The following is a 24739-nucleotide window of genomic DNA, read 5'->3' as shown; positions in this document are numbered from 1 at the left end:
GCTGTATCGCAGGTCCTACAACAGTCTGAAACAGGACCCACGCCAACGATCAGTACTTGATGTCCCGGGCTGTGCGACGGGTATCCTGCTTGGTGCTGCGCTTGTCCTGACGACATTCCACGTTACTCTTGTCACTGCCCTTTCTGCAGGCATCCTTGGTTTGCCGAGCAGTGGAGCGCCCTTCCTGCCTGGTATCGCGAGCTTCACGCCGTTGTTCACCCTGCTCGGTCGCGTAGACAGGTAGCATCACCCACTGCACACCAGCGGCGATGAGTAGCGTCGCCAGGGCTTTCAAATAGTGCTTGGGAATCATGATGTTTCTCCAACTCCATTCCGCTCAGTCGCTTCGTTCACTCAAGCGGGAATTCAGCGAGAACCTGTATTGCATCGTACGCTCCCAACTCACAAAAGCACTTTGTGGCAGGTGAAATCTGACGAGAGGGTTACATAGACATTCACGCAAGGCCGCTAAGTGCAGGAGGCGGCCAGCGAGACCATCCACAATATTTTGATCACTGCCATTCCCTCGGAGAAACCCATGCGCCAAGCCCTCCTGATCATCGACGTACAACCCAGCTTCGCCCCACCACAGTGGCTGGTCGACGGTATCCAGGCACTCATCGGCACCCTGCCCAGTGTCGCCACGGTCGAGCGTCACGACGAGTCCATAACCCCCTTCGAAAAACAGCTTGGCTGGCACCCCGCGCCGGACGATGACAGCCTGATTGCCAGCGATGGTCGTTAACGATAACGCGTGTGAACTGGATAAGCGCGGCGCACTTGAGTCCATCGCCAGCAATCGAGCGTCGACCGGCTGCTCCTACAATTTCCCGGAAATGCGTGAAGAACCTTTTTTTCTCAGCCCCGGTTGATAAACAGCAACCCCGGCCGCCCTGCATCAATCCGAATCGATAGCCTGACAATCCAGATCCGCCAGCACTTCGGGTGCAAGAGTAGTCAGCACCAGGCGTGAGGCGAAGTCTGCGCACATATGAACCGTGTTGGTCGCGATGCGCTTGTACAAGGCCCGGCCCTCGGCCTCACCGCTGTTGGGATTGACGTCGAAGTGCGGGAAATTGCTGCTGGCAATGTCCAGGCGCACGCGGTGCCCGCGCTTGAACAGGTTGCAGGTGGCAAACGGCTCGATCACGACTTTTACCCGTTGCCCCGGAGTCAGTAGCTGCGGTTTCTCCCACGAGTCGCGGTAACGGCAGCGCACGATTCCGTCGGTGATGTTCATCGCATAGCCATCCGGATAAACGTCCACCAGTTTGGCGGTGAAGTCGGTATCGAGGCCGTCGCTTTCCACCCACAGTTCAATGCTTAGCGGGCCGGCGACGATCATGTCTTCGGTCAATGGCAGGGTCTGGAAACTCAGCACATCGGCACGTTCGGCCAATGGCCGGTCATTGCCCTGGGTACCGAAAAAATCCGCTCGCTCACGTTGATCGAATGCGCCACCGACGAATACCGGAGCACCGGAGGTCAGTGCGCCGCCGATGGTCGGCACCGGATGATCGGGGTCGGCGCGATAGATCAGGCTCGACTCACATGCTGAAGGCGGTTCCGTGCTCAATTGGCGCTGTTCGTTCAGGTACAGGTTCAGGGACCGACTGCCCGGAAGCGGCCACTGCGAGCTCTTCAACCAGCGTCCGCCATGTTGCAGTCGGCCGTGCTGATCTTTCGAACCATCGCCCCCGCCCATCAGAAATACCTGGACCGGCGCCGTGGCCGCAGCCTCGCCGGTCTGGTCCTTGAGCGAGCGAGCAAACCAGTCCAGTCGACAATCCAGCCAGGTGCGCGCGACGTTGCCATCGAAGTTGGCCGCCGCACCGAACTCGACATCGCCGCTATGGCTGATGTTGCGATCGCCGTGCAGCCACGGTCCCATGATCAAATGCTGGGCGCTGCGGTTGTGGCGGCTGAAGGCACGGTAGTTGGCCAGCGTCGAGCTGACATACGCGTCGTACCAACTGGACATGAACAGCACCGGAATATCCGGCAGGTGGTCGTAGTGTCCTTCGGCATAGATGCCGGGCTTGCGCCAGTAATCGCTGAAAGTACCCTGCGCCCATTGTTCCAGTAGATAGGCTTCGTACTCCGGAACATGGCGAATCGGCGAGTATCCGGCCTGCCACGGCATGCGGGCGAACCACTGGTGTATGTCTTCTTGCTCGAGGGCTTCGCGGATCTTTGGGTTGGCGATCGCGGCGGGACTTTCCTTGGCCTGCCGCCAGGCCCACGTCGCCTGTTTCAATTCGAACGCGCCACCCTGGCGAATGCCGCACTGGAACGCGTTCGCAAAGCCGCCGGAGTCGAGCACCATGCTTTGCAGTCCCGGTGGATGCAGGCAGGCCATCGCCAATTGCGTATGGGCCGCATAGGACAAACCCATGCTGCCGATTCGCCCGTTGCACCAGGGTTGCTCGACGATCCAGGCGAGGGTGTCAAAACCGTCTTCGCCTTCCGAGGTGTATTTGGTGAATACGCCTTCGGAGGCGTAGCGCCCGCGACAATCCTGAAAGATCGCCACGAAGCCTTGCGCGGTAAAACGCTCGGCCATGGCCCCGCGGGAGATGTGCTGGGCGTCGAGTTGTTTTTCCGAGCGCGAGGGGCTGTTCTTGTTGTAGGGCGTGCGCTCGATCACCACCGGCCACGGGCCTGCGCTATCGGTTGGCAGGTAAATATCGGTCGCGAGGTGAATGCCGTCACGCAGACGGATCATCTGGTCACGCAGCAAGCGCATGGCGGGCAATGCCTGTTCGTTCAGCGAAGTCATATCAGAACCTTGTGGAAACCGGCGCCCATCCCCTTGCGGGTGGACGCCTTGGAACTCAGTAACCGGTGGTCACTGCGACCGCCAGCAACACCATCGCCAGCACGGTATAGATCAGGAACAACGGCAAGATGTAGCGCGCCCACTGACCCCAGCCGACTTGTGCGGTGGCGAGCAGCACCAGCAGACCGCTGGAGGTCGGGGTGATCATGTTGGTCAGGCCATTGCCGAGCAAAAACGCATACACCGTGGTTTGCGGGCTGACACCGGAGAGTTGGCCGAGTGGGCCGAAGATCGGCATGGTCACGGCCGCCTGACCGGAGGTGGACGGGATCAGCACATCCAGGCCTAGCTGCGAGAAGAACATCGCGTAGGCCGAAACCACCGGGCCATGATCACTGACCACGCTAGCCAGGCCGTTGACGATGGTGTCGAGCACCTGACCGGTGCTGAGGATGATTTCCACCGCAGTCGCCAGACCGATCAACACACCGGCGATCAGGACTTTTTTCATGCCGTCGACAAAAGCACTGGCGGCGGTGCTGGCGCCCATGCCGTGGATCGCTGCGAAGATCACGCTCAGCAGCAGATAGAACGCCGACAGTTCGTGGTACTTCCAGCCCCAGCGGTTTGACGCAAACACCATGAAGCCCACGCCGAAGGCCAGCACCAGCAGGTTGAGCAAATGGCGCAACGGCAGCGGTTGGCTTTCGAAGGTAATGACCGCGCTGGCGTCATAGCCGTGTCGACGAATGCTCCACAGCACGAAGACAATGCCAACGGCGAGGAACAACGCGTAAGCGGCAATGCGCATGCTCATGCCGCTGAAAATCGGCAGCCCGACCATCGGTTGCGCCACGGACAGTGCGACCGGATTGGTGATCGATGCCAGATAACCGATCTTCACTGAAATACAGACGATGGCCAGCCCGATCAGGTTCGACAGCCCCAGTCGATTGGCCATCGCGACCATCAGCGGCACGATCAGGATGAATTCCTTGGCCAACCCCATGAAGGTGCTGCCGGCGGAGAACACCAGCATCAGCATCGGCACCAGCACGTAGATGTTGCCGCGCGTCATGCCGAGCAGGCGTTCGAGCCCGGCGTCGATCACCCCAGCCTTGTTCAGCACACCGAACATGCCGCCGATGAACAGCACCATGAAAATCAGTCCGGCGCGTTTCTCGATGCCCTGCGGGATCGCCATGAACCCTTCGATCAGCGACACCGGGCGGGCCACCGCATCCTTGGCTGTGCGTGGTTCGACAGCCAACAGATGAGTGAGGGAATGACTCTTTTCCAGGACTTGATAAGACCCCGGTACCACCAGCCCGTTCTGGCGCTGGAAGCTGCCGGAGTTAACTGCATACGTGAACCCGACCGCGAGCAACACGATGCTCAGCAGGATGATGGCCGGGTTGATGGTTTTGCGTACGGTCGGCTTGACGGGTTGCGTCTGACTTTCGGCGGCACCCGGTTGTGCGAGGTCGATCTGGGACATGGCGGTGAGCCCTTTGGTGTTTTTATTTTGAGTGTCAATGTTTCGATGGGGCAGACACTAGGGCAAACGCCAAGGGGCTACAACGTTATGCGTGGAGCGGGTCGGGCTATGCGTTTTGTGATGCGTGGACGGTCTTCATCGACTCGTTCAGACGCTGTTTGAGATGGGCGGCAAAGGCACTCACCATCGGTGGGCGCTGCTCGTCCCGACGGAATGCCAGACCGAATTCGTAGCGCAGTGTCGGGCGAAAAGGTCGGGTGACAACCGGCAAATGAGTGAAGTGACTGGCCAGTAATCCATTGACGATCGACACCCCCAGGCCCTCGGCGACAAAGCTGCAGGCGGCGCCGACCGAATGCACTTCGATGCGCACTTGCGGTGTCAGGTTGACGGCTCGAAACACCTGATTGAGCTCGGCGCGCAAGGCCCGTTGCCGGCCCAGCAACACCAGCGGCACATTGCGCAGATGCTGCACGTCGATCACTGCATGGCGGGTCAACGGATGATCCGCGGGCATGACACAGACGCCTTCGGTTTCCAGTACCGGTTCAATGTCGAAGTCGGACAGTTCCGTAGGCAAACGCACGAAGCCGAGATCGGCAGACCGGTCGAGCACGGCGCGCTCGATGGTGTCGTACGAGCCGGTGAGCAACTCGACGACGATGTCGTCGTGACTCTTGAGAAATTCGGCAACGATTTTCGGCAGCAGCTCCTGGGTCATGCTGGTCGGCACGCCCACCTTGAGCAGGCTCTTGTGCGAGCGACCGATGCGCAGCTCATCGGCCATGCGTTGAATGCGCTGCATGCCATCCACCAGACCGCTGACCTCGGCGAGCAGCTCTTCAGCTTCCGGCGTGGCCATCAAACGACCCTTTTTGCGCAGGAACAAGGCGAAGCCCAATGCTTCTTCCAGCTGCGTGAGCAAGCGGCTGACGGCCGATTGGGATAGCCCCATGCGAGTGGCGGCGCCGATGGTCGAACCGGTGGCCATGATGGCTTTGAAAGCCTCGAGTTGCTTGATATTCACGCTGCCGATTCCCCTGGTTTTGCAACGGTGCACGCCCGCGAAAAACCAGCTTTCGCATAGCCTGATGCGCTTCTCGCATAACGTTGTGGACGCGCTGTGGAGCCGTTAGTGTCCGCCGCAATGCGCCGCTGAGTCCAGCTTCGCAGGCCAACAAAATCGAGACCCATCCCGATTCCGGGACCTTTGCGACTGCCCATAAAACCGATAATGCGGGGCTGAGGAAAACACCATGCGTGGACTGTTCACGAGAGGCGGCATTGTGTCCGCAGGATTGCTGGCGGGTCTGTCGCCAGAGCTGATGGCCCAAGGATTTTTCGAGGATTCCCAAGGCAAACTGACCTTGCGCAATTACTACTTCAACGATGGCTATCGCGACGGTGGCGAGGACCGCAAAGAGTGGGCGCAGGGTTTCTTGCTCAACCTGCAATCGGGCTACACCGAGGGTACGGTGGGGTTCGGTCTGGATGCGCTGGGCCTGGCCGGCCTGAAGCTCGACTCCAGCCCGACCCATGCGGGCACCGGTTTGCTGCCGGTGCACGACGATGGCCACGCAGCGGATGGTTTTTCCAGCCTGGGTATCACTGCAAAAATGCGAATCGGCGAGGCCGTGATCAAGGCCGGTAACCTGATGCCGAGGATTCCGGTGCTGGTCTACAACGATGGGCGCCTGTTGCCGCAAACCTTTCGCGGTACGCAAATCGAATACAGCGGCATTCGCGATCTGTACTTGCACAGCGGTCATCTGGACAAGTTCAAGCAGCGCAACTCCACCGACAGCGTCGATATCTATCCACAGGGCTACACCGGCAGCAAAGGCACTGACTTTGATTTTGCCGGCGCCACCTACAAGTTCACGCCCACCCTCAGCGGCACCTGGTATTACGGGGAGATGCGTGAGTTCTACCGGCAGCAGTTTTTCGGTCTGGTGCATAAACAACCGATGGGCAGTGGCAGCCTGACCAGCGATTTGCGCTACTTCATCAGTGGCGATGCCGGTGAGGCACGCAATGGTGCGGTGGATGCCGATATGTTCAGCGGCCTTTTCACCTATCGCCTCGGCGGCCATGCACTTGGCCTGGGTTATCAGAAAGTCAGCGGCGATACGGCATTGCCCTACACCAGCGTGTCGACGGTCTATTCGTTTTCCAATGCCGGCGTCGGAAAGTTCATCCAGGCCGGTGAGCGGACCTGGATGCTGCGCTACGACTATGACTTCGCTGCGTTTGTGCCTGGCCTGAGCCTGATGACCCGTTACTACAAGGGCGAGAACGGGGACTACAAAGGACGCGAAGCCCGGGAGTGGGAATCCGACACCAATCTGCGATATGTCATACAGAGCAGCGCGTTCCAAGGCGTAGGCATCGAAGTGCGAAAAGCCACTTATCGTTCTACCTACGCCAGCGATCGAGATAACTATCGCCTGTACCTGACTTATGACATCGCATTGTGGTAACCCATTGACCCGGCCCACCCATCAAAGCTGACAAGGCCCGCCCAGTGCGTAATGCTGCTCACTTAAGAGATAGAGCGAACAATAAGCATCCTGTGGCGAGGGAGCTTGCTCCCGCTGGACTGCACAGCAGTCCCATTTTTTGGGCCGCTTCGCGCCCCAGCGGGAGCAAGCTCCCTCGCCACAGATACAGTGTTCGTCCTTAAGTGAACCGCATTACACCCAGTGCAGGCCTTATTGCATCCGGGGTTTGATCATTCATGCCTCACACCGCACCCTGTGGGAGCGGGCTTGCCCGCGAAGAAGCCAGCGAAACCGCCCGGATGTTTTCCAACCGCAGGTCCCCGCGTCACCACCCTCTCTCCCGGAGAAACCCATGCGCCAAGCCCTCCTGATCATCGACGTACAACCCAGCTTCGCCCCACCACAGTGGCTGGTCGAAGGTATCCAGCCACTCCTCGGCACCCTGCCCAGTGTCGCCACGGTCGAGCGTCACGACGAGTCCATAACCCCCTTCGAAAAACAGCTTGGCTGGCACCCCGCGCCGGACGATGACAGCCTGATCCCCGCCGACCGCATTTTCATCAAGCACGGCTACGCCCCCACGCCGCAAACCATCGACTACCTGAAAAGCCTGAACGTCGAGCGCGTGCTGGTGTGCGGCCTGCAGACCGAAACCTGCTGCCTGGCGGCGGGGTTTGCGCTGTTTGATGCGGGCTTGCAGCCAACCTTGATTACGGATTTGACGGTGGGGTCGTCGCTGGACCGGACGGGAGGGTTGGGGGTCAGGCTTTGGGAGCATCATTTCAAGCACACGGTGAGATCGAGCGACCTGTGACTTCACCGCGTCCTAGGACATTTCCCGCAAAACGCATCGCCTTTCATGAACTGGCGGACGCAGCTTCTCGACGATAGCCTTCTTGGGTCGCTGCACATCAGCGATCGGCTTTGACAGGCTGAAGAGCAACCTTCCACTCCTCCTGATAAAACGGCATGCTTCCGCGCGTTCTGTCTTTATGGTGGCTGTGCGTGGGGCATCTTCGGATGCACCGGTTTTGTGCTCTCCGGTCTGTCAACCCGCGTACAGCTGCCACCCACATCTGATTGACAGCAGATAGTTGGCAGCTCCTTCAACCAAAGACGGAGCACAATCTTGAAAAAACATAGCCCCAACCCGCCAGACACTTCACCAGACTCAACTACCGAATCACCCGACTTATCCAACCTCTCCAAAACTACCGAACCCGCCATCAGCGCCCGCCTGCGCAACCCCAATCACCTCGACCCCGTCAGCCACGTCTTCACCATCCGCCCCAACATAGACACGCCGTCCCTGCTCACCCACGCCAGCGAAACCCTCGCCTCGCTCAACGTCATGAGCACCGACCTTGCCTGCGATCTTGAGAGTTCGCGTCGCAACATCGCCCTGGCGATCCAGCAGTTGGCCGTGCTGGCGCAACTGCTGGTGAACCGGGCACTGGACAACATCGCGCCACTCGACGAAGCAGAGGTTTGAGAGGGATCGAGACATGCCGATGCCAGACAGGTGAGCCGCCGGGCAAACACGAACCCGCAAAGCCCTTCTACACTCAATCCGCAATCGCCCTGTCCCCCCCTCGAATAGGCCCCCATGACCACCCTCACCGACCGTTTTAAGCAAGGCAAGGATGCACGCAAGAAGTGCTCGCGCAGTTCGCAAGCGTCCCTGGGCAATGTCGACCGCGACCCGATTCCGCTGATCAAGGCGTCTAGTGAAGGACGCGTCAAATCGCTGGTGGAGCTGCGCTACGGGCGCATGCTGGTGTCGCCGTTCACCTTCTATCGCGGCAATGCGCTGCTGCAGGCCCATGACCTGGCGGGCACTTCGAACATGGGGCTGGTTTCGCCGATTTGTGGCGATAGCCACTTGATGAATTTCGGCGGTTTCGCAACGCCGGAACGCAACCTGCTGTTCAGCGTCAACGACTTCGATGAAGCCCATCCCGGGCCGTGGGAGTGGGACTTGAAACGCCTGGTGGCGAGTTTTCTGGTGGCCGCCCGCGACTTGCGCCATGGCGAGTCGGTTGAAGAAAGCATCTGCCATGAGGTGGTGAGTGCCTATCAGAAAACCATGCTCGAATGCGCCGAACAAAGTTCGCTGGAAACCTGGTACGAATCCATCAGCTATGACGACCTGCTGGCGCAGGCCAACAAAAGCACTCTGGAGCACGTGGAACGCGCCATCGAAAAAGCCGAGCGTCGCACCCATGCCGAACTGCTGCCAAAAATCAGCGAACGCGACGCCCATGGGCGTCTGATCATTCGCGATGACCTGCCGGAAATTTTCCACCTGCACAAGAACACCACGCTGCTGGACGCCGATGATGACTGGTTGCGCCTCTCGGACTGGCGCCCGCTCTACGACACCTTCATGCGTGACTATCGCGGCACCCTGCAAGCGGACCGCCGTGATCTGCTCTCGCGTTTTCATGTGCAGGACATGGCGTTCAAGGTGGTGGGCGTCGGCAGTGTCGGCACCCGTTGCCTGGTGGCGCTGCTGACCGACGATCAGCAGTTCCCGTTGTTCCTGCAATTCAAGGAAGCGCGGCGTTCGGTGCTCGCCGGCTACGTGAAGGCCAGGTCGCGGGTGCGGCATGAAGGGCAGCGGGTGGTTGAGGGTCAACGCTTGATGCAATCGGCCAGCGACCTGTTCCTCGGCTGGACCACCGGCCCCAGCGGGCGGCATTTCTATGTGCGGCAATTGCGCGACATGAAAATTTCCGCCGAACTCGAGACTTTCGATGGCGATGCCTTCGCGGCCTATGGCCGGCTTTGCGGCCGGGCCCTGGCTCGGGCCCATGCCAAGGCTTCCGGGCACGCGGCGGTGATCAGCGGCTACATCGGCAAGAGCGAGGCATTGGCTGATGCGCTTTACAAATACGCCAAGGGCTATACCGAGCAGAACGAGCGCGATTTCGAGCGATTCCAGCAGGCTTGCCGCAAGGGCCGTTTACGTGCGCGGTCGGAAGCCGACTTTGCTGCGGATCATTTGCCGTAGCGGTGTCGCAGGCTCTGGTGCGGGGCTTTGATCGAGATGAATTTTTCTTCACCCCACCCTCTCGCGCCAGCCTGTACATTTCGCTCGCTCATTCAAGAAACTACGGTTTGCCCGCCCTCCCGCGGGCTTTTTTTTTGGTTGTTTCGGGGAGCATACCTATCCATTTCTGCGGTAACTGCCGCCTATGGCTTCGCTTTTACAGCACCGCGAGGCGAACTAACGCTCGACCTCATTGTTTGGTGGTGCACGTTCCCCTGTAGGAGCTGCCGAAGGCTGCGATCTGGAGATTGCTGAAGATCAAGATCAAAAGATCGCAGCCTTCGGCTGCTCCTACAGATATTTCGTTATCTGTTTTCCCTTGGGATTCCCCCAAGCCGAGGCGTCTGTGCGCCGCGGTGCAGTTGTTACGCCCACTCAATTCACTGGCTGAGTCTGAGCCGCCGGCACCGGTTGTTGCGCTTTGGAGAGCACCGGCTGTTCCAGCCTCGCTCGCCCGTAGAACGCCAGCGCCGTCAGCAAACACGCCAGCCACACGAAGATCCCGGCCCAAAAGGTGTGGGACATGTAGTGCCAGCCTTGCAGCACCCGCGTTGTGCCGTAGATGAAACCGAGGGTCAGCGAGCCGTACATGATCGCCTTGGAATAGCGCCAGCGATAACGGCGCGCCACGAAGTACAACGCCAGCATGGTGAAACCGCCCGAGGCATGTCCGCCCGGCCAGCAGCGCCCTTCACCGGCAACTTTCAGCAGGTCGAAATTCTCGTACCACTCGACGTGCTCCATTTTGCCGCCGTACAGGGTGGTCTCGATCGGGCAATACACGCTGGTGTGGCCCTTGAGATAGTGAATCACACCGGTGCTGATGGAGAACGCGAACACCACGTAGAGAAAATCGCGACGGTGGCGGGTGGCAAAGCGCAGCACCGGTGCGACTTTGATTTTTTCCAGGAAGGCGATGATTTTCGAATGTTTTTCAGCCTTCAGGCGCGGCCAGAGAAACGACAGCAAGGCACCGATAATCGCAATTTCGCCAGTCCAGTTCGGGATGATCCGCGCCCATTTATGCGTGATTTTTTCGAACAGGTGGACCTGGTCCAGCGGGTACGTCTGCGTCACCGGGTCAAAAAAATAGTTGTTGAAGGCGATGTCGATGCTGGTCATGTCGAACATCAGGAACACCACGACCGCGCAGGCCAGCGGAATACCGAAATTCACCCAGTAAAAGCGGTAGCGAGAGGCGGTCAGCATTGTGAATCCTGATTCAGAAAGAGGAAGGAAAAACTCAATGAGTGCTCACCGAGCTCCAGTCGGAAGCTTCGATAAAGCCAAGCATGTGCGGAGTCTGTGGGGTTTCGGCGGAAATAAACAGCGAAGCGCCATAACCCAGGGTCGAAGGCGGTAACGCGAGCTCTTTTTCCAGTTGCTCCATGCACTCGCTGTGAGTCACCAGAACCAGGTTACGCCCGGCCACTTTATGCGCAAGCGCGTCACGCAGCATGGTGCCCTTGCAACTGATCAGCCAGTCCTCTCCCGTGCCCACCTTGTTGAACATGAAGTTGGCCGTCTGAGCCGTACGCAGGATCGGGCTGTGATAGATGTCGGCCTTGCCCAGGCCAAGGTGTTTGAACTGTGCCCCGAGGCTCTCGGCAATGCTGCGAGAGCGCTCGGTAATGCCGTCATTGCCAACCAGGCAAGGCGCCGAGGAGTGATCGCAACGCTCGACGTGGCGCACCAGCACGATCACGTCGCCCTTGGCCCATCCAGTCATCAAAGCCTGTGCACCGGCCACATTGCCGTGAGCCAGGTCCGGTGCAGTGGCGGGACGCAGCAAAAAAAAGGTCAACGGAATCACCAGCAGCGCCGAGGCCAACACCACCGCAGCGTTGCGATAGCGGGCGAAGCGCTTCAGATCGATCGAGCGTTTTATCCCGAAAAGACTCAGTCTCAATTCCACATCAAGCCGCCTCGCCGGCACGCACCACCTCATTAGATCCCGGGAGGTTAAAGAAGCGTGCGTCGGTGGCAGGTGAAACACATGTGAAAAAAAGCTTAAAAGCACTGTAAAAATCTTGTTACAGAATCCGTTTGGAAAAATCCTTTCAGCTCCCGCCATTGCTGCCGATACATCCTGCTTACACAGCTTGGCGGCCCCCAAAAAAAACAATCTTCCAGCCAACCGACAACAAAGAAGCACTACGTTCCTGGAGGAATTTGATGAATAGCTGGTTCGGCAACATCAGCGTGAACCTGAAACTGGGCCTTGGATTTGGCCTCGTGCTGGCACTGACCTGCGTCCTCGCCCTGACCGGCTGGAGCAGCCTGGGCGGGTTGATCGACCGCAGCAACTGGATGAGCGACATCACCCAGCTCAACGCCGGCCTGACCAAGCTGCGTGTGGTCCGCCTGCAATACATGCTGACCAACGGCGACGAAACCGCCGCGCAGGGCGTGCAAACCACCCTCGACGCCTTCTCGGCCCAACAACAGGCCCTGCTGGCGAAGTTCAAGAGCCCGGAAAACCTCAAGCTGCTCCGGGAACAGGGCACCGTGATTGAGGCCTACAGGACATCCCTGGGCAAGATGCGCAACGCTTATCGCGCCGGCAACAGCGCCCGCGACGCCATGAGCGTCAACGCCGAAACCGCCAACTCGCTGATCAATGACATCAACACCCGCGTGCAGCAAATGCCCCTGAGCGACCAGCGCTTCGAACAGTTCCAGGCCATTACAGCGGCCAAGGAAGCGTTCCTGTTGGCGCGTTACGAAGTACGTGGTTACACCGCCACCACCAATACCGAAACCGAGCAAAAAGCGGTCGGCCAACTGGACACCGCCATCGCCAGCCTGAAACCGCTGAATGCGCATTTCGCCGACACCCAGCAAGACGCCCTGCGTCAGCTGGAAACCGCGCTGGGCAACTACCGCAATGCCTTGCAGGCCTACAAGGCCGCCAGCAACGACGCGGTGCAGGCGCGCAAGGAAATGACCGACCAGGGCGCCGCCATCGTGTCCCAGAGTGATCAGCTGTATCAGATCCAGCTCGACCGCCGGGACGCCGAAAGCGCCCAGGCACGCACGCTGCAACTGATCAGCACATTGCTGGCATTGTTGGTGGGCATCATTGCCGCCGTGGTCATCACGCGCCAGATCACCCGTCCATTGCGCGAAACCCTGGCGGTGGTCGACCGCATCGCCAGCGGTGACCTGTCCCAGAACGTGCTGGTCACCCGTCGTGACGAACTCGGCGTGTTGCAACAAGGCATCGCACGCATGGGCGTGACCCTGCGCGACTTGATCAGCGGCATCCGCGACGGCGTGACCCAGATCGCCAGCGCCGCCGAGGAACTGTCGGCCGTGACCGAACAGACCAGCGCCGGGGTCAACAGCCAGAAAGTCGAGACCGATCAGGTCGCGACCGCCATGCACGAGATGACCGCCACCGTGCAGGAAGTCGCGCGCAACGCCGAAGAAGCTTCGCAAGCCGCTGCGGCGGCGGACGGCGAAGCCCGTGAAGGCGACAAAGTGGTCAACGAAGCCATCGCCCAGATCGAGCGCCTGGCCAGCGAAGTGGTGCGTTCCACCGAGGCCATGAGTGTGCTGCAACAGGAAAGCGACAAGATCGGCAGCGTCATGGACGTGATCAAGGCCGTGGCCGAACAGACCAACCTGCTGGCGCTCAACGCCGCCATCGAAGCGGCCCGCGCCGGTGAAGCCGGTCGTGGTTTTGCCGTGGTGGCCGACGAGGTTCGCGGCCTGGCCCAGCGCACGCAGAAATCCACAGAGGAAATCGAAGGCCTGGTGGCCGGCCTGCAGAACGGCACGCAACAAGTGTCCGCCGTGATGAACAACAGCCGCGTCCTCACCGACAGCAGCGTGGCCCTGACCCGCAAGGCCGGCGAGTCACTGGAGAGCATCACCCGCACGGTGTCCAACATCCAGTCGATGAACCAGCAGATCGCCGCGGCGGCCGAACAGCAAAGCGCCGTGGCCGAGGAGATCAGCCGCAGCATCATCAACGTGCGCGATGTGTCGGAGCAGACGGCTGCGGCGAGCGATGAGACCGCCAAGTCCAGCGTTGAGCTGGCGCGGCTAGGTGGTCAATTGCAGCAGATGGTGAGCCACTTCCGCGTTTGACCGTATACCTGCGGTGATTGAAAGACCCATTCGAGGGCAAGCCCGCTCCCACAGGTAAGGTGTCGAACACAGAATCTGTGAACGACTCAAAACCCTGTGGGAGCGTGGCTTGCCCGCGATGGCAATCTACCTGTCAGCGAAGATGTTCAGGCCTCCCAAGGATTGATGACTTCAATCCCGGAAAATCCGAAATCTCGAACATTGCGGGTGGCTATGGCAGCCCCATGGCTTCGGCAAATGGCGGCAATTTGCGCATCTGCCATTGAAACTGCACGCCCGTTTGCTTCAGCACCCGCTGTCAGCGCTGCGTACTCAACAGCGGCATGCGCATCAAATGGCAAAATCCTGCCAGCAAAGTCCTCTTCGAACATTGCCATGGCATGGGCTTCAAGTTTTTGTTTGCGCTTGCCCGAAGGCAGGCGCGCGATGCCGTGGAGTACTTCCGCCACCGTTACCGCACTGACTGCCAGATCCATCGCCGGCTGCGCATCAACCCAGGCAAGCACCCGGCTTTCAGGCTCGACTCGCATAAACTCTGAAAGAACGTTGGTATCGAGCACTATCATTCAGAAAAATCCACCGCCGTTGCTTTCTCTGAACGCTCAGGCAGATCAAGCTCGACTCCACCCAGAGTGCTGAAACGATTGCGGATCCTACTTCCAAGTCCACCGGCGCGATCAACAGTCGCCAAGGCCCTGCCCAGAATCAGGCGAGCCTCTTCTTCCATGGAATGTCCGTTATGAGCCGCTGTGATGCGCAGTTGCTCCTTGAGCTTCTCATCAAGGTTTCTAATTGTGATGCTGGCCATGATGCCTCCTGCAATCAATGAAATCATTGATTGCAGGCTAGCACATTCTGGCAAACCAAAACCCGGCAATCTTCCGAATGGCCAATATCACCGCGTCCCACGCTGGCGCAATGCCGACGGCATGAAGTACGCGTCTTCCGGCACCGGTTGGGTGAAGTCCACGGTGCCCTGCTCTTCGTTATCCAGGTTCTGCACGTAGTAACGACGCGCCTGCAGGTCATGGAATACGTCCAACGCGCTCCAGGTGGTGGGCAGGTCGTAGAAGTTTTTCAGGTAGGCCATCGACACCCGCCACAACTCCCCTCGCCCGTCGTATTGATCGACCAAGGCGGCGCCCCAACTGTCCTCGTCGAGAAACAGCACACGCTTGGAATAGATATGCCGCGCACCCGGCTTGAGCGTGCCTTCGACCACCCAGACCCGGTGCAGCTCATAACGGGTGTATTGCGGATTGAGGTGGCCCGGTGTGAGCAGCTGCGCGTACTTCACTTCGGGGCTGCCGACTTTGTAGTTGTTGTAGGGAATGTAGACCTCTTGCTTGCCCTTGAGCTTCCAGTCGTAGCGGTCCGGCGAGCCGTTGAACAGGTCGGTATCGTCCGCCGTGCGCAGGCCGTCGGACGAGGCGATCGGGGTGTCATAGGCGAGGTTCGGCGCCCGCCGCACACGGCGTTGGCCCGCATCGTAGACCCAGGCCTGACGTGGGTCCTTGAGCTGGTCCAGGGTCTCGTGAACCAAGGCCGCACCACCCGCCAGGCGGGCCGGGCTCTTCACGAAGGCCAGGTAGTAGAACAGGATGTTTTTCAGGTCGGCGAATTGCCCGCCCGGGCGGTAATAGTTGAAGAGCCCCTCCTGCTGCGAGGTCACAAGCGCGAAGCTGCCGTTGCGTTGCACCGGCGCTTCCGAGGCACGACGGACCACATAGATGCCGCGATAACGGGTGATGTGGTTCCACAGCACCTCGACCCCGTCCTTGGGCACCGGGAACGGCACACCGCCATAGGCATCGGCAAATCCGGTGCCGCCATCGAGCAGCTTGGTCGCGGTGGCATTCTTCAAGGTGTTGTCATACAGCCACTGCGGCGCCGAGCCAGAGCGGCGTGAAGGATAGACCGGCATCTGGAAGGTGTCGGGGTAGCTGTTGAACAGGGCGATCTGACCCGGGCTGAGGTGGGCCTTGTACTGTTCAAGGTTGGCCTTGGTAATGGTGAACAGCGGCTTGTCCGCCGCATAGGGGTCCGGGTGATGCTGGCCAGGCTTGTAGCCCGCCGGCGCCTGGGTGATGCCGCCGGTCCAGGCCGGAATGGTCCCGGCGGCGTTGCCGGCACGCTCGGCGCCCATTGGGGTCAGGGTGGTTTTCAGTTGTTCGGCCAGTTGGGGCGTGACCGCGGCCAGCGCGCTGCCGGCGGCCAGGCTCAGGAACAGCGCCAGGGTGGTCTTGGTCAGTCGTGAAGTGTGAAACATGATCGTTCTCCGAAATACAAAAACCTGTGGGAGCTGGCTTGCCAGCGATAGCGGTGGGTCAGCCAACATTGATGTCGAATGTGCTGCCGTCATCGCGGGCAAGTCCGCTCCCACAGGGGGATGAGATGAGCTTTCACAAGAAGTACTTGAGGTTGAAGCCGATGTTGTCGCGGTCACGCAGGCCGTTGTCCTGCCCGCCGCCATAGAACTCGGTGTACTGCAGCTCGGCCTCCAGCCTGTTCTGGTAGTTGGCCTTGATCCCCAGGGTGTAGGCCTTGCGGCCCTCGATGACGTTGCCCGCCTGATAGCTGTTGCCCTCGAAGTCATCCTTGTAGACGACATAAGGCGAGACGTTGACCCCGGCATACACGTCGTTCCAGGTGCCGTTGAGCATCGCGGTGTAGCTGTAGGAGTTGCGGTTGACCTGGTCGTCGCGCTCGCCACCGGACACATAGGAAAAGTTGCCGGTGCCCGCGTAGTAACGGTTGCTGCCGTCATAAGCGGTGTACTGCAGGCTGCTGCCGCGCAGGTGCTCGGACGCCAGCTCGAATACGCCGAACATCGAGTCGAACGACAGGCTCGGGCCAAAGTTGTAGATGGTGCCCAAGGACGTGTTGAACGCTTCCACCCGCTCGGCGTTATTGATCTGGCTGTCGAGCGTGACCTGCTGCCCGCCGATGTTGATGGTCTGGCCGCCCGCCGCTGCGGCGGCACCGTTGGCCAGGTCGCCGATCAGGTCGTTGGTGGCGGCGACCCCGATGGGCAGGTTCGGCCGATACGCCACTTCACCGAACACCGACGCCTGGCCCAGGGTGGTGTTGAAACTGAAGCCGTACATGCGGATGTCTTCGGCGTAGCGCCGGTGCGCCTGAATATTGCCCAGCACATCCACGGTCGCCAGGCCGTTGGCCAACTGCCCCGCCTGGCTGCCGGCGACACCGGTCAACAGGTTGGTCAGGGCATTCATGTCGATGCCCTGGTACCCGCCCAGATCGGCGGAAATGGTCGGTTCCTTGGCGTGGTAGTTGACCATGTACAACCCGAACTCGGTGCTGTTGAGTGCTTCTGCGATGTAGCGAAAAGCGAAACCGAACTGGCCGTCGTTGCGCGCGTTGAAATCCTTGCCGATCGTGGCCACCTTGACGGTGTTGCCAAAGGTCGGGGTGACCCCGTTGGCATACAGGCCGGTGGTGCTCAGGGCCTGGTTGAGCAGCGGGTTGTTGCCCAGCGCGCTGTACAGATCGATCACGTTGCCGAAGCCTGGCACCGGAGTGTCCAGCGCGGTACCGCTGAAGTTGTTGTAGGCGGTGTTGCCGCCGTCGGCGAACAGGTCCGTCTGCGAGTAGAACGTGCCGACCGGGTCGATGCGGGTTTCCTTCCAGTTGGTCTGGTAAAAGCTTTCCATGGTCAGGCTGTCGGTCAGGCCGATGTTGAAGCTCAGTGCTTCCACCGGGACCAGCACTTCCTTGACTTCGGCCCCGGGCAAACGGTACTTGGCCGCATCCACCGGGTTGGTGGTGTTGATCCCGCCACGGTAGAAAATCCCCTCGCCCCAGTTGAACACCTGGCGCCCGATACGTGCGGTGACCGGCATCTGCGCCACGTCCCAATTGCCATAGAGGTAGGCGTCGAGCAACTCCACCCGGCTGCCGGCGATGTCGCGGGTCTGGCTGGTGAAATGGTCGTCCTGCGGGTAACTCTGACTGGGTTGCGACGGGTTGTTGTTGTCGTAGTAATCGTTGCGCTTGTCCATCAGTTGGGTGTCGTAGAACGCGGTACCGCGCACGAACATCCCGTAGTTCTGATAGTTGGCCTCGAGCTCCGAGGTGATCTTGTACACCTCGGAAACCAGCCCCGTGTCGAAGTTGCGATTGCCGTCGTTGGTGTTGACGTCGTCGTTGTTCTTGTCCCGGCCCTGGACCCGCCACAAGCGGCCATAAGACAAGGTACTGTCGAATGAACCGGTGACCTGGTTGTCCAGCACGCTGAACTCCTCGGCCTGCACGCCGTCGACCGCGCACAGTTGCAGCAGCCCTGCCAGACCCACGCCGGGAAGCGCCGCGCCAGACAGGCGAAATCGAGTGCTCATGATCTGTTCCTCTTTCCCTGGATTATTGTTTTTGTGTGCGTTACTGCGATGGCTGGGGCGCCAATCCCGCACTGGCATAAATCCGGCTGTGCGCGCCGAAATGTCCCAGCAGTTTGAACAGCTGTCGGTTAAGTGCCGGATGGTCGAAGTCTTCGCGCTGCAACTGATTACCGCGGCTGAAATCGCCGGTGATCGGTGCTGTGTCCAGCCATTGGCCGATGGCTTCATCGAACGCTGCGGACTCGTCGACGGACTCGGCACTCACCACTTCGCGCAGGTAGTCCACCGAGTACGGCGGGTAACGGGCGTCCTGGGCGGAATCGGCATAGGCGTCGAGCATCGGATGGGGCTGGCCCGTGCGCAGCAATCGACGCAACCAGCTCGACTGATACTTCTCCACTTCCATGTGCCGGGTCGCAACGCGTTCGATGGACGCCTGCTTGTCGGCCGCGAAACCGGCCAGTGCCTTGCCTTCCAGCAGAAGCAGACTGGCGAGGTCGACACCGGGCAATGGCTTGGCGTGATAAGGCTGGGTCAGGTCCTGAATGTGGTGCAGGCCCCAGCCGAGAAAGCGATAACCCCAATACGGATGGCCGGTGGCAAAGGCCAGTCGCGCCAATCCCATGTATTGATAGGCGCGCCAGTCAGGCCAACTGCGTTCGAGAAATCCGGCAGCGGCGTACACCACCGGGCTCTCATGGAAGAACCCCATGTGGAACGGAGCCTGGGAGCTGTACTGAAACCGCGCATCACCGAACGGCTGCGAGCCGAAGCCGTACAGCGCGCCGACGTCGCCGGGGTTGTCGCTGAACAGGTTGATGTCGTGACCGTAGTCCGGCTCATCGGCAGCGCTGGCCAACACGGCCAGGGGCGCGACTTGTTCGTGGTCAGCGACAACGATGAAGCGCTGGCGATTCCACGGTGACAGGGTCTGCTCGACCATGACCTGCTCGGCCTTGAGGTGTTCACGCTCGGGTTGATCCTTGCCCGGCATCGGCTGGATGACCATCGCCAGATGAATCTGTGGATTGATGCGCAGTGCGGTGAGAAAGTCGTGGCGCAGATTGTCCCCAGGCACGGCTGGCAATCGCAGGTTGTCGGGGCGCGGCGGGTACTGGGCGAAGTGCTCGCGGGCGAAGCGCTCCTGCTCGTCGAGCAACGCGCTCACGGCCTCGTATTGTTGCGAGAGAAACTGCTCCAGCGGCTCGACTTCGACCTGCGGTGCGTCGCGCAAGGCCGGCAGGTCCTGCAACGCCAGGTAGCTGCCCACCGTATGGTTGGACCAGCCCCACGCCGTCGGCGCCGTTCCACAAAGCAGCAACAGGAGGAATGTCAGCTTCATTGCCTGGTTCTTATTGGATGTGCAGTGAGGGTTGAGCCTAACAACCGCCCCTGCCCCTGACACTGTCCAATCTCACCAGAAAAGTTCTCCGATAGCGCCACATGCACGACGCAAAAAACACCACGGACAATGTGGGAGCGAGCTTGCTCGCGATGGCGGTGGGTCAGTCACCATTGATATCGAATGTACTGCCGTCATCGCGAGCAAGCTCGCTCCCACAGGGTTCCCGGGTATTTTCCTAAGCGGGGTAACCGGTGATTTTGCGGATGCTCTGGTACAACGGCTTGAGCTGTCGATACATGCGCAGGTAGACCTCTTTGTACAGTCGCTCATAGACCTGCTGCGCCTCGGGTTGCGGAAGGAATACCGCACCGACCCGCGTCATCGCGGCCATCGCCGTGGGGAAATCCGCGTGCAGTCCCAGCCCCACCGCGCAGCAAATGGCCGCGCCCAGGCCGGAGGCTTCGTAGACATGCGGACGCTCGGCCGGCAGGCCGAAAATGTTCGCCGTAAGTTGCATCGCGGCATCACTCTGGGAGCCGCCACCGGCGACGCGCAAGCGCGTGATGGAGACACCCGAACGCTTCTCGATCTTCTCCATGCCCTGGCGCAAGGCATACGCCAGGCCTTCGAGGATGGCCCGGTAAATGTGTGCGCGGGTATGCACGTCGCCGAAGCCGATCATCGCGCCCTTGGCTTCCACACCCGGCTCGCGGATGCCGGGCGACCAGTAGGGTTGCAGCATCAACCCCATGGAGCCCGGCGGCACGGCCTCGACCAGCGCATCGAAGAGTTGCTCGGGCTCCACGCCCTGGGCTTTGGCCTGCTGCATTTCCCGCAGGCCGAACTCATTCTTGAACCAGCTGACCATCCAGTAGCCGCGATAGATCATCACCTCGCAGTTGAACTGATCCGGCACCGCCGCGGGGTAAGGCGGAATCAACGGGACGATTTCCAGGTAGCGCGAGCGGGTGCTGGTGATCGTCGCCGTGGTGCCGTAGGACAGGCACACGGTGTCGGCGTCGACGACGCCGGAACCCACGACTTCGCAGGCCTTGTCGGCCCCCGCGGCAATCAGCGGCAGCCCCTCGGGAATGCCGGTGTGGCGGCTGGCCTCGGCGCTGATGTAGCCGAGGGTTTCACCGGGCTTGTGCAGGCTTGGCAGTTGCTCGGGACGCACCGCCAGCGCCTGCCATTTCCAGTCGGTGGGTGCGGCCCATTTCAGGCGTTTGAAGTCGAAGGGCAAGTAACCGACGCAACAGCCCACGGAATCGACAAAGCGCCCACAAAGACGATGGGTGAGAAACCCCGAGAGCAGCAGGAACTTGTCGGTCGCCGCCCACACTTCAGGCTGGTGGCGGACGATCCAGTTGGCCTCGGCCTGGGCGCGGAAGTAGTCCACCGTGGCTTGCGCGCCGACCAGTTTGAACAACCAGCCCCACGGTCCCTTGATACCGCCTTCGACTTCGCTCTGACGCTGATCGAGCCACAGAATGGCCGGGCGCAACGGCTTGCCCTGGGCATCGACGTTGATCACCGTGCCGCGTTGGGTGGTCAGGGACACACCGGCAATCTGCGAGCGATCGATCCCGGTTTGCTGCCACACCTGCTGGCAGGCTTCACCCAGTTTTTCCCAGTAATACTCCGGGTCCTGCTCGGCCCACCCCGGTTGTGCCGAGTAATAGGCCTGCAACTCGACCTTGCCCTTGCCCAGCAGATTGCCCTGCAGGTCGAAGAGCAGCGCGCGCACGCTCTGGGTGCCATTGTCGATGGCCAACAGGTAACGCTTGTTCGGGTGGTTATCCATGGAGCTCTCTTCAATGGGCATCAATGCGTGGCATCCGGCAATCCGTGATGGCGTTGCCACAACGCCCGATATCGCTGTATCTCCTGCTGCCAACGCTCATCGTCCCAGCCCAGTCGTGGCTGGCAGAGTTGGCGAATGTCCGCAAAACAATCCTCGCCGCCGCGCGGCAGCAGCAGGCCCAGACGGGTGCGGCGCAGCAGCAGGTCATCGAGATGCAGAACCATTTCCGCCTCGCAGGCAACGGCCAGTTCCGCCCACAAGGTGTCCGTGCTGCCTACCCTTTCATGGCCCAATCGGGCGATCAGTCGCGCCAGCCTCGGCAGGTCACGGCCATGCCGCCCGGCCAGGCGCCGCCACTGGCTGGTGCTGAGCCCCGGTATCGCCAGCGGCGGCACGACGGCGAACACCGGCGCGGCGTCATCGTTGAAGGGCCGCTCGAGCATGCTCGCGCAGGCCCTGAGCACTTCGATCGCCTGCGGGCGAAAGGTGGTCAGCTTGCCGCCGGCCAGGGTCACGCAACCCGGCTCCTGCCACAGCACATGCTCACGGGTTTCATTCGACGGCTTGAGTTCACCCGCCACGTTGCCCACCACCGGGCGCACGCCCGACCAGGTCGACAGCACATCGGCTGCGACCACTTCAGCGCCGGGAAATTGTTGAGTGCAAGCCGCCAGCAGATAGTCGAGCTCCTCGGCGCTGATACTCGCGCTTTGATCCAGATCCTCGCGATGATCGAGGTCCGTGGTGCCGACCACCGTGGCACCCTCCCAGGGGAAAACGAACACCGGTCGACGGTCACGCTCGTGCAGGAAGGTGAAGGCTTGCGCCACGGGCAGGCGCCAGCCCGGCAACAACAGATGACTGCCACGCAACGGGCGCAACTGGCGAGGCGCATCGGGCAGGCGCAAGCGCTCGGCCCACGCGCCGGTGGCCACGGCCAACACCCCACAACGCACTGTCAGTGATCCGCCCCCCTCGCAGTCTTCGACCTGAACCCCGCAAACGCGTCCCTCCTCACGCAGCAATTGCTGCACGCGCACGCCGTTGAGCACCACGGCGCCGTCGGCCCGGGCCTCGCCCAGAACGCGCATCACCAGGCGGGCATCATCGGTCAGCGCATCGACAAAACAGGTGCCGCCCAGCAGGTCATGGTCCTTCACCCCGGGGGCCAGATACCGCAGTTGCTGCGCGTCATGAAAGCGATGGCTGCGCCGCCCGGCCAAGGCGTCATAAATGGACAGCAAACCACCCAGCACCCGCGGTCCGGGAAAACCGCCACGGTAATGCGGCATCATGAAACTCATCGGCTCGACCAGCCCCGGCGCTTCGTCCAGCAGCCTCTGGCGTTCACGCACCGAATCGCGGGTCAGGCGCCACTGGCCCTTGGCGATGTAACGCAAGCCGCCATGGACCATTTTCGAAGAGCGGCTGGAGGTGCCCCAGGCGAAATCGCGCTGCTCCAGCAGCAGGCAACGCCACCCTCGGCGCGCGGCTTCGCGCAGGATGCCGGCGCCGCTGATGCCGCCGCCGATGACGATCAGGTCCCAGGTTTCAGCCGCCAGCGTCGGCAGCACCTGCTGACGCCACGCCGCGTTCCAGTCCAGGCTCATGGCCGTCACTCCTGCAACAGCGTGCCAGGGTTCAGTCGCCCGGCCGGATCGAAGTGCCGACTCAATGCCTGCAGGGTGTCCATCGCCAGCGCGCCCTTCTCGCGCAGCAGGTACGGCGCGTGGTCCTTGCCCACGCCATGCTGGTGACTGATGGTGCCGTGGTTGTCGACGATGGTCTGGCTGGCCGCCTGCTTGAGTGCCTGCCAGCGCGCCAGGGTGGCGGGGTAATCCGCCGCCGGGCGAAACACGTAGGTGGTGTAGATGCTCGATCCTTCGCCGTAGACGTGGGACAAGTGGGTGAACACGTGGACCCGTTCGCCCTCCGCCGCCAAGGCGTCGCGCAGGCTGCTCTCGATCAGCGTGAGCAGGTTATCGACGTTGCTCCAGTCGGTGGCCGTTTCCAGGGTGTCGACCACGTAACCGGCGTTCCACAGGTTCTCGCGCAGGTAGGGAAAGCGGAAGCGGTTCTGCGCCCACTTCTTGCCGAGCAAGGTCCCGGTAAACACCCCGCCGAACGCCTTGAGGTGCTGCCGGGCCTGACGCAGGGACAGCGCATTTTGCCGACGGTTGCCGGTCACGCCGAACGTCAGCAGGCATTTGCCCTCGCCGGCGCCGCGCAGGGCCAGGTACTTTTCCAGCCAGGCGATCTGCTGCGGGTGACCGGCCAGCGCCAGCTGTGTTTCGGTTTCCACCGCGTTGGACAGGCGCAGCATCGACAGCGGCACGCGCGCCTGGGCCAACTGGCGGATGGCTTGCAGCGCCTTGGGCCAATCGGGCAGGAACACTCCGTAGAAACGTTCATCGGCGGGCAGTGCGCTGACCCGTACCTTCACCTCGGAAATGATCCCGAAACGGCCCTCACAGCCCAACACCAGTTCGCGCAGATCAGGGCCGGCCGCCGAGGCCGGAAAGGAGGGAATGTCCAACGGTCCGGCAAAGGTTTCCAGGGTCCCGCCGGCGAACAATTGCTCGATTCGCCCATAGCGCAATGACTGCTGGCCACTGGAGCGGCTGGCGACCCAACCGCCCAGGGTCGACAGCTCCCACGACTGCGGGAAATGCCCCAGGGTGTAACCACGGGCGCGTAATTGACTTTCCACCTGCGGTCCACTGGTGCCGGGGCCGAAGGTGGCCAGCAGGCTCTCTTCGTCGAGGTCCAGCAGGCGACTCATGCGGGCCAGGGAAACCGTCACCACCGGCCGCGCGGAACTCGGCGGGTTGATGTGACCGGCCACCGAAGTGCCGCCGCCATAGGGAATCAGGCACAGGTCCTGTTCATGGGCGAGCAGCAGTAAACGGCGAATCTGTTCAGCGCTCGTGGGATAGGCCACGGCGTCGGGATAATTGCCCAGCTCGCCCTCACGCAACGCCAGCCAGTCCGGCAGGCTCTGGCCGCGAGCATGCAGCAAACGATCATGGGCATCCACGCTGTACAGGAAGTGTTGCTGCAACCGCGACGGGGGCACGCGGGCCAATGCCGTCTCAAGCGTCGCGTCGGGCAGTGCTCGACCGTCACCCACCCGCCGGGCGAGAAAACTCGCGCCCTGGGCCGGCAGTTCGACCACCGTGGTTGCATCTCCCCAGCCGTTCCAGCGTCGCATGCGTGTGTCCTTTTGCGGTTCTTATCAGTGATATTTCAGGCCCCCATACTAGTCAGCCGCCGGAAAGTGTCACGGTCGCATCGGGCCAGTTCGAGT

At 61.1% G+C, this 24739-nt stretch carries 19 protein-coding genes and 2 pseudogenes; 7 read left to right on the top strand and 14 right to left on the bottom strand.

Features of this window, described 5'->3' with window-relative positions; translation table 11 throughout:
* Positions 1-49: 49 nt before the first annotated feature.
* Positions 50-313 (bottom strand): hypothetical protein, encoded by a 264-nt coding sequence (locus tag C9422_RS12730; RefSeq protein ID WP_007973164.1) that lies wholly within the window; start codon positions 311-313, stop codon positions 50-52.
* Between the two features lie 225 nt (positions 314-538).
* Between C9422_RS12730 and C9422_RS12725 the strand changes: the two are divergent.
* Positions 539-736 (top strand): annotated as a pseudogene (locus C9422_RS12725) (hydrolase); the annotation flags it as partial.
* A 162-nt stretch (positions 737-898) separates the two neighbouring features.
* On the opposite strand, the gene C9422_RS12720 reads toward C9422_RS12725, so the two are convergent.
* The 3 genes from C9422_RS12720 to C9422_RS12710 all read right to left on the bottom strand — a co-directional run bounded on the left by C9422_RS12720 (position 899) and on the right by C9422_RS12710 (position 5304).
* Positions 899-2746 carry a CocE/NonD family hydrolase gene (locus tag C9422_RS12720; protein WP_116581066.1) on the bottom strand — a complete coding sequence of 616 codons (1848 nt, stop codon included), beginning with the start codon at positions 2744-2746 and terminating at the stop codon, positions 899-901.
* Between the two features lie 88 nt (positions 2747-2834).
* Positions 2835-4277: a YfcC family protein gene (locus C9422_RS12715; RefSeq protein WP_116580907.1), complete on the bottom strand. Its 1443-nt coding sequence runs from the start codon at positions 4275-4277 to the stop codon at positions 2835-2837.
* A 106-nt stretch (positions 4278-4383) separates the two neighbouring features.
* Positions 4384-5304, bottom strand: a complete 921-nt coding sequence (locus tag C9422_RS12710; protein WP_116580906.1) for a LysR family transcriptional regulator — start codon at positions 5302-5304, stop codon at positions 4384-4386.
* A gap of 229 nt (positions 5305-5533) precedes the next feature.
* On the opposite strand from C9422_RS12710, the gene C9422_RS12705 reads away from it, so the two are divergent.
* The 4 genes from C9422_RS12705 (at position 5534) to C9422_RS12690 (ending at position 9791) form a co-directional block, all read left to right on the top strand.
* Positions 5534-6757 carry an OprD family porin gene (locus tag C9422_RS12705; protein ID WP_116580905.1) on the top strand — a complete coding sequence of 408 codons (1224 nt, stop codon included), beginning with the start codon at positions 5534-5536 and terminating at the stop codon, positions 6755-6757.
* Positions 6758-7130: 373 nt separating this feature from the next.
* Positions 7131-7592 carry a cysteine hydrolase family protein gene (locus tag C9422_RS12700; RefSeq protein ID WP_116580904.1) on the top strand — a complete coding sequence of 154 codons (462 nt, stop codon included), beginning with the start codon at positions 7131-7133 and terminating at the stop codon, positions 7590-7592.
* A gap of 315 nt (positions 7593-7907) precedes the next feature.
* Positions 7908-8270, top strand: a complete 363-nt coding sequence (locus C9422_RS12695; protein WP_116580903.1) for a DUF6124 family protein — start codon at positions 7908-7910, stop codon at positions 8268-8270.
* A gap of 114 nt (positions 8271-8384) precedes the next feature.
* Positions 8385-9791 carry a DUF2252 domain-containing protein gene (locus tag C9422_RS12690; protein WP_116580902.1) on the top strand — a complete coding sequence of 469 codons (1407 nt, stop codon included), beginning with the start codon at positions 8385-8387 and terminating at the stop codon, positions 9789-9791.
* Positions 9792-10205: 414 nt separating this feature from the next.
* Here the strand turns inward: C9422_RS12690 and C9422_RS12685 are convergent, their stop codons facing one another.
* Together C9422_RS12685 and C9422_RS12680 are read right to left on the bottom strand one after the other, a co-directional pair.
* Entirely contained in the window at positions 10206-11039 is an 834-nt protein-coding gene (locus tag C9422_RS12685; protein WP_116580901.1) for a phosphatase PAP2 family protein, read from the bottom strand.
* Positions 11040-11073: 34 nt separating this feature from the next.
* Positions 11074-11745, bottom strand: coding sequence for a histidine phosphatase family protein (locus C9422_RS12680; protein ID WP_033047688.1), 672 nt, complete (start codon positions 11743-11745; stop codon positions 11074-11076).
* A 260-nt stretch (positions 11746-12005) separates the two neighbouring features.
* On the opposite strand from C9422_RS12680, the pseudogene C9422_RS32905 reads away from it, so the two are divergent.
* Together C9422_RS32905 and C9422_RS32900 are read left to right on the top strand one after the other, a co-directional pair.
* A pseudogene (locus tag C9422_RS32905) lies at positions 12006-13019 on the top strand (methyl-accepting chemotaxis protein); the annotation flags it as partial.
* Between the two features lie 42 nt (positions 13020-13061).
* Positions 13062-13925 (top strand): methyl-accepting chemotaxis protein, encoded by an 864-nt coding sequence (locus C9422_RS32900; RefSeq protein ID WP_371317832.1) that lies wholly within the window; start codon positions 13062-13064, stop codon positions 13923-13925.
* A 146-nt stretch (positions 13926-14071) separates the two neighbouring features.
* On the opposite strand, the gene C9422_RS12670 is transcribed toward C9422_RS32900, so the two are convergent.
* From C9422_RS12670 to C9422_RS12630, 8 genes are all read right to left on the bottom strand, one after another.
* Positions 14072-14491 (bottom strand): type II toxin-antitoxin system VapC family toxin, encoded by a 420-nt coding sequence (locus C9422_RS12670; protein ID WP_116580899.1) that lies wholly within the window; start codon positions 14489-14491, stop codon positions 14072-14074.
* Positions 14488-14733: a plasmid stabilization protein gene (locus tag C9422_RS12665; protein ID WP_007973186.1), complete on the bottom strand. Its 246-nt coding sequence runs from the start codon at positions 14731-14733 to the stop codon at positions 14488-14490. Before C9422_RS12665 ends, C9422_RS12670 begins: the two co-directional genes overlap by 4 nt.
* Positions 14734-14820: 87 nt before the next feature.
* Positions 14821-16194, bottom strand: coding sequence for a DUF1329 domain-containing protein (locus C9422_RS12660; RefSeq protein ID WP_116580898.1), 1374 nt, complete (start codon positions 16192-16194; stop codon positions 14821-14823).
* Between the two features lie 133 nt (positions 16195-16327).
* A complete protein-coding gene (locus C9422_RS12650) occupies positions 16328-18283 on the bottom strand; it encodes a DUF1302 domain-containing protein (RefSeq protein WP_178082420.1) in 1956 nt (651 codons plus the stop codon).
* A gap of 40 nt (positions 18284-18323) precedes the next feature.
* Positions 18324-19625 (bottom strand): phospholipase, encoded by a 1302-nt coding sequence (locus tag C9422_RS12645; protein ID WP_116580897.1) that lies wholly within the window; start codon positions 19623-19625, stop codon positions 18324-18326.
* 238 nt (positions 19626-19863) lie between these two features.
* Positions 19864-21432 (bottom strand): FGGY-family carbohydrate kinase, encoded by a 1569-nt coding sequence (locus C9422_RS12640; protein ID WP_116580896.1) that lies wholly within the window; start codon positions 21430-21432, stop codon positions 19864-19866.
* A gap of 20 nt (positions 21433-21452) precedes the next feature.
* Entirely contained in the window at positions 21453-23042 is a 1590-nt protein-coding gene (locus C9422_RS12635; RefSeq protein ID WP_116580895.1) for a glycerol-3-phosphate dehydrogenase/oxidase, read from the bottom strand.
* A gap of 5 nt (positions 23043-23047) precedes the next feature.
* Positions 23048-24643, bottom strand: a complete 1596-nt coding sequence (locus C9422_RS12630) for an FAD-binding oxidoreductase (protein WP_116580894.1) — start codon at positions 24641-24643, stop codon at positions 23048-23050.
* Positions 24644-24739: the final 96 nt, after the last annotated feature.

Source organism: Pseudomonas sp. B1(2018) (assembly GCF_003097365.1).
GTDB classification, from domain to species: domain Bacteria; phylum Pseudomonadota; class Gammaproteobacteria; order Pseudomonadales; family Pseudomonadaceae; genus Aquipseudomonas; species Aquipseudomonas laurylsulfatiphila.
Note: the sequence above shows the minus strand (reverse complement) of the source record. Positions and strands in the feature narration are given on the sequence as shown.

Coding starts and splice junctions, on each gene's coding strand:
- C9422_RS12685 (WP_116580901.1), bottom strand. CDS start 11,039: ATGCTGACCGCCTCTCGCTACCGCTTTTACTGGGTGAATTTCGGTATT.
- C9422_RS12715 (WP_116580907.1), bottom strand. CDS start 4,277: ATGTCCCAGATCGACCTCGCACAACCGGGTGCCGCCGAAAGTCAGACG.
- C9422_RS12705 (WP_116580905.1), top strand. CDS start 5,534: ATGCGTGGACTGTTCACGAGAGGCGGCATTGTGTCCGCAGGATTGCTG.
- C9422_RS12660 (WP_116580898.1), bottom strand. CDS start 16,194: ATGTTTCACACTTCACGACTGACCAAGACCACCCTGGCGCTGTTCCTG.
- C9422_RS12720 (WP_116581066.1), bottom strand. CDS start 2,746: ATGCGCTTGCTGCGTGACCAGATGATCCGTCTGCGTGACGGCATTCAC.
- C9422_RS12640 (WP_116580896.1), bottom strand. CDS start 21,432: ATGGATAACCACCCGAACAAGCGTTACCTGTTGGCCATCGACAATGGC.
- C9422_RS12635 (WP_116580895.1), bottom strand. CDS start 23,042: ATGAGCCTGGACTGGAACGCGGCGTGGCGTCAGCAGGTGCTGCCGACG.
- C9422_RS12670 (WP_116580899.1), bottom strand. CDS start 14,491: ATGATAGTGCTCGATACCAACGTTCTTTCAGAGTTTATGCGAGTCGAG.
- C9422_RS12665 (WP_007973186.1), bottom strand. CDS start 14,733: ATGGCCAGCATCACAATTAGAAACCTTGATGAGAAGCTCAAGGAGCAA.
- C9422_RS12645 (WP_116580897.1), bottom strand. CDS start 19,625: ATGAAGCTGACATTCCTCCTGTTGCTGCTTTGTGGAACGGCGCCGACG.
- C9422_RS12630 (WP_116580894.1), bottom strand. CDS start 24,643: ATGCGACGCTGGAACGGCTGGGGAGATGCAACCACGGTGGTCGAACTG.
- C9422_RS32900 (WP_371317832.1), top strand. CDS start 13,062: ATGGGCGTGACCCTGCGCGACTTGATCAGCGGCATCCGCGACGGCGTG.
- C9422_RS12690 (WP_116580902.1), top strand. CDS start 8,385: ATGACCACCCTCACCGACCGTTTTAAGCAAGGCAAGGATGCACGCAAG.
- C9422_RS12700 (WP_116580904.1), top strand. CDS start 7,131: ATGCGCCAAGCCCTCCTGATCATCGACGTACAACCCAGCTTCGCCCCA.
- C9422_RS12650 (WP_178082420.1), bottom strand. CDS start 18,283: ATGAGCACTCGATTTCGCCTGTCTGGCGCGGCGCTTCCCGGCGTGGGT.
- C9422_RS12730 (WP_007973164.1), bottom strand. CDS start 313: ATGATTCCCAAGCACTATTTGAAAGCCCTGGCGACGCTACTCATCGCC.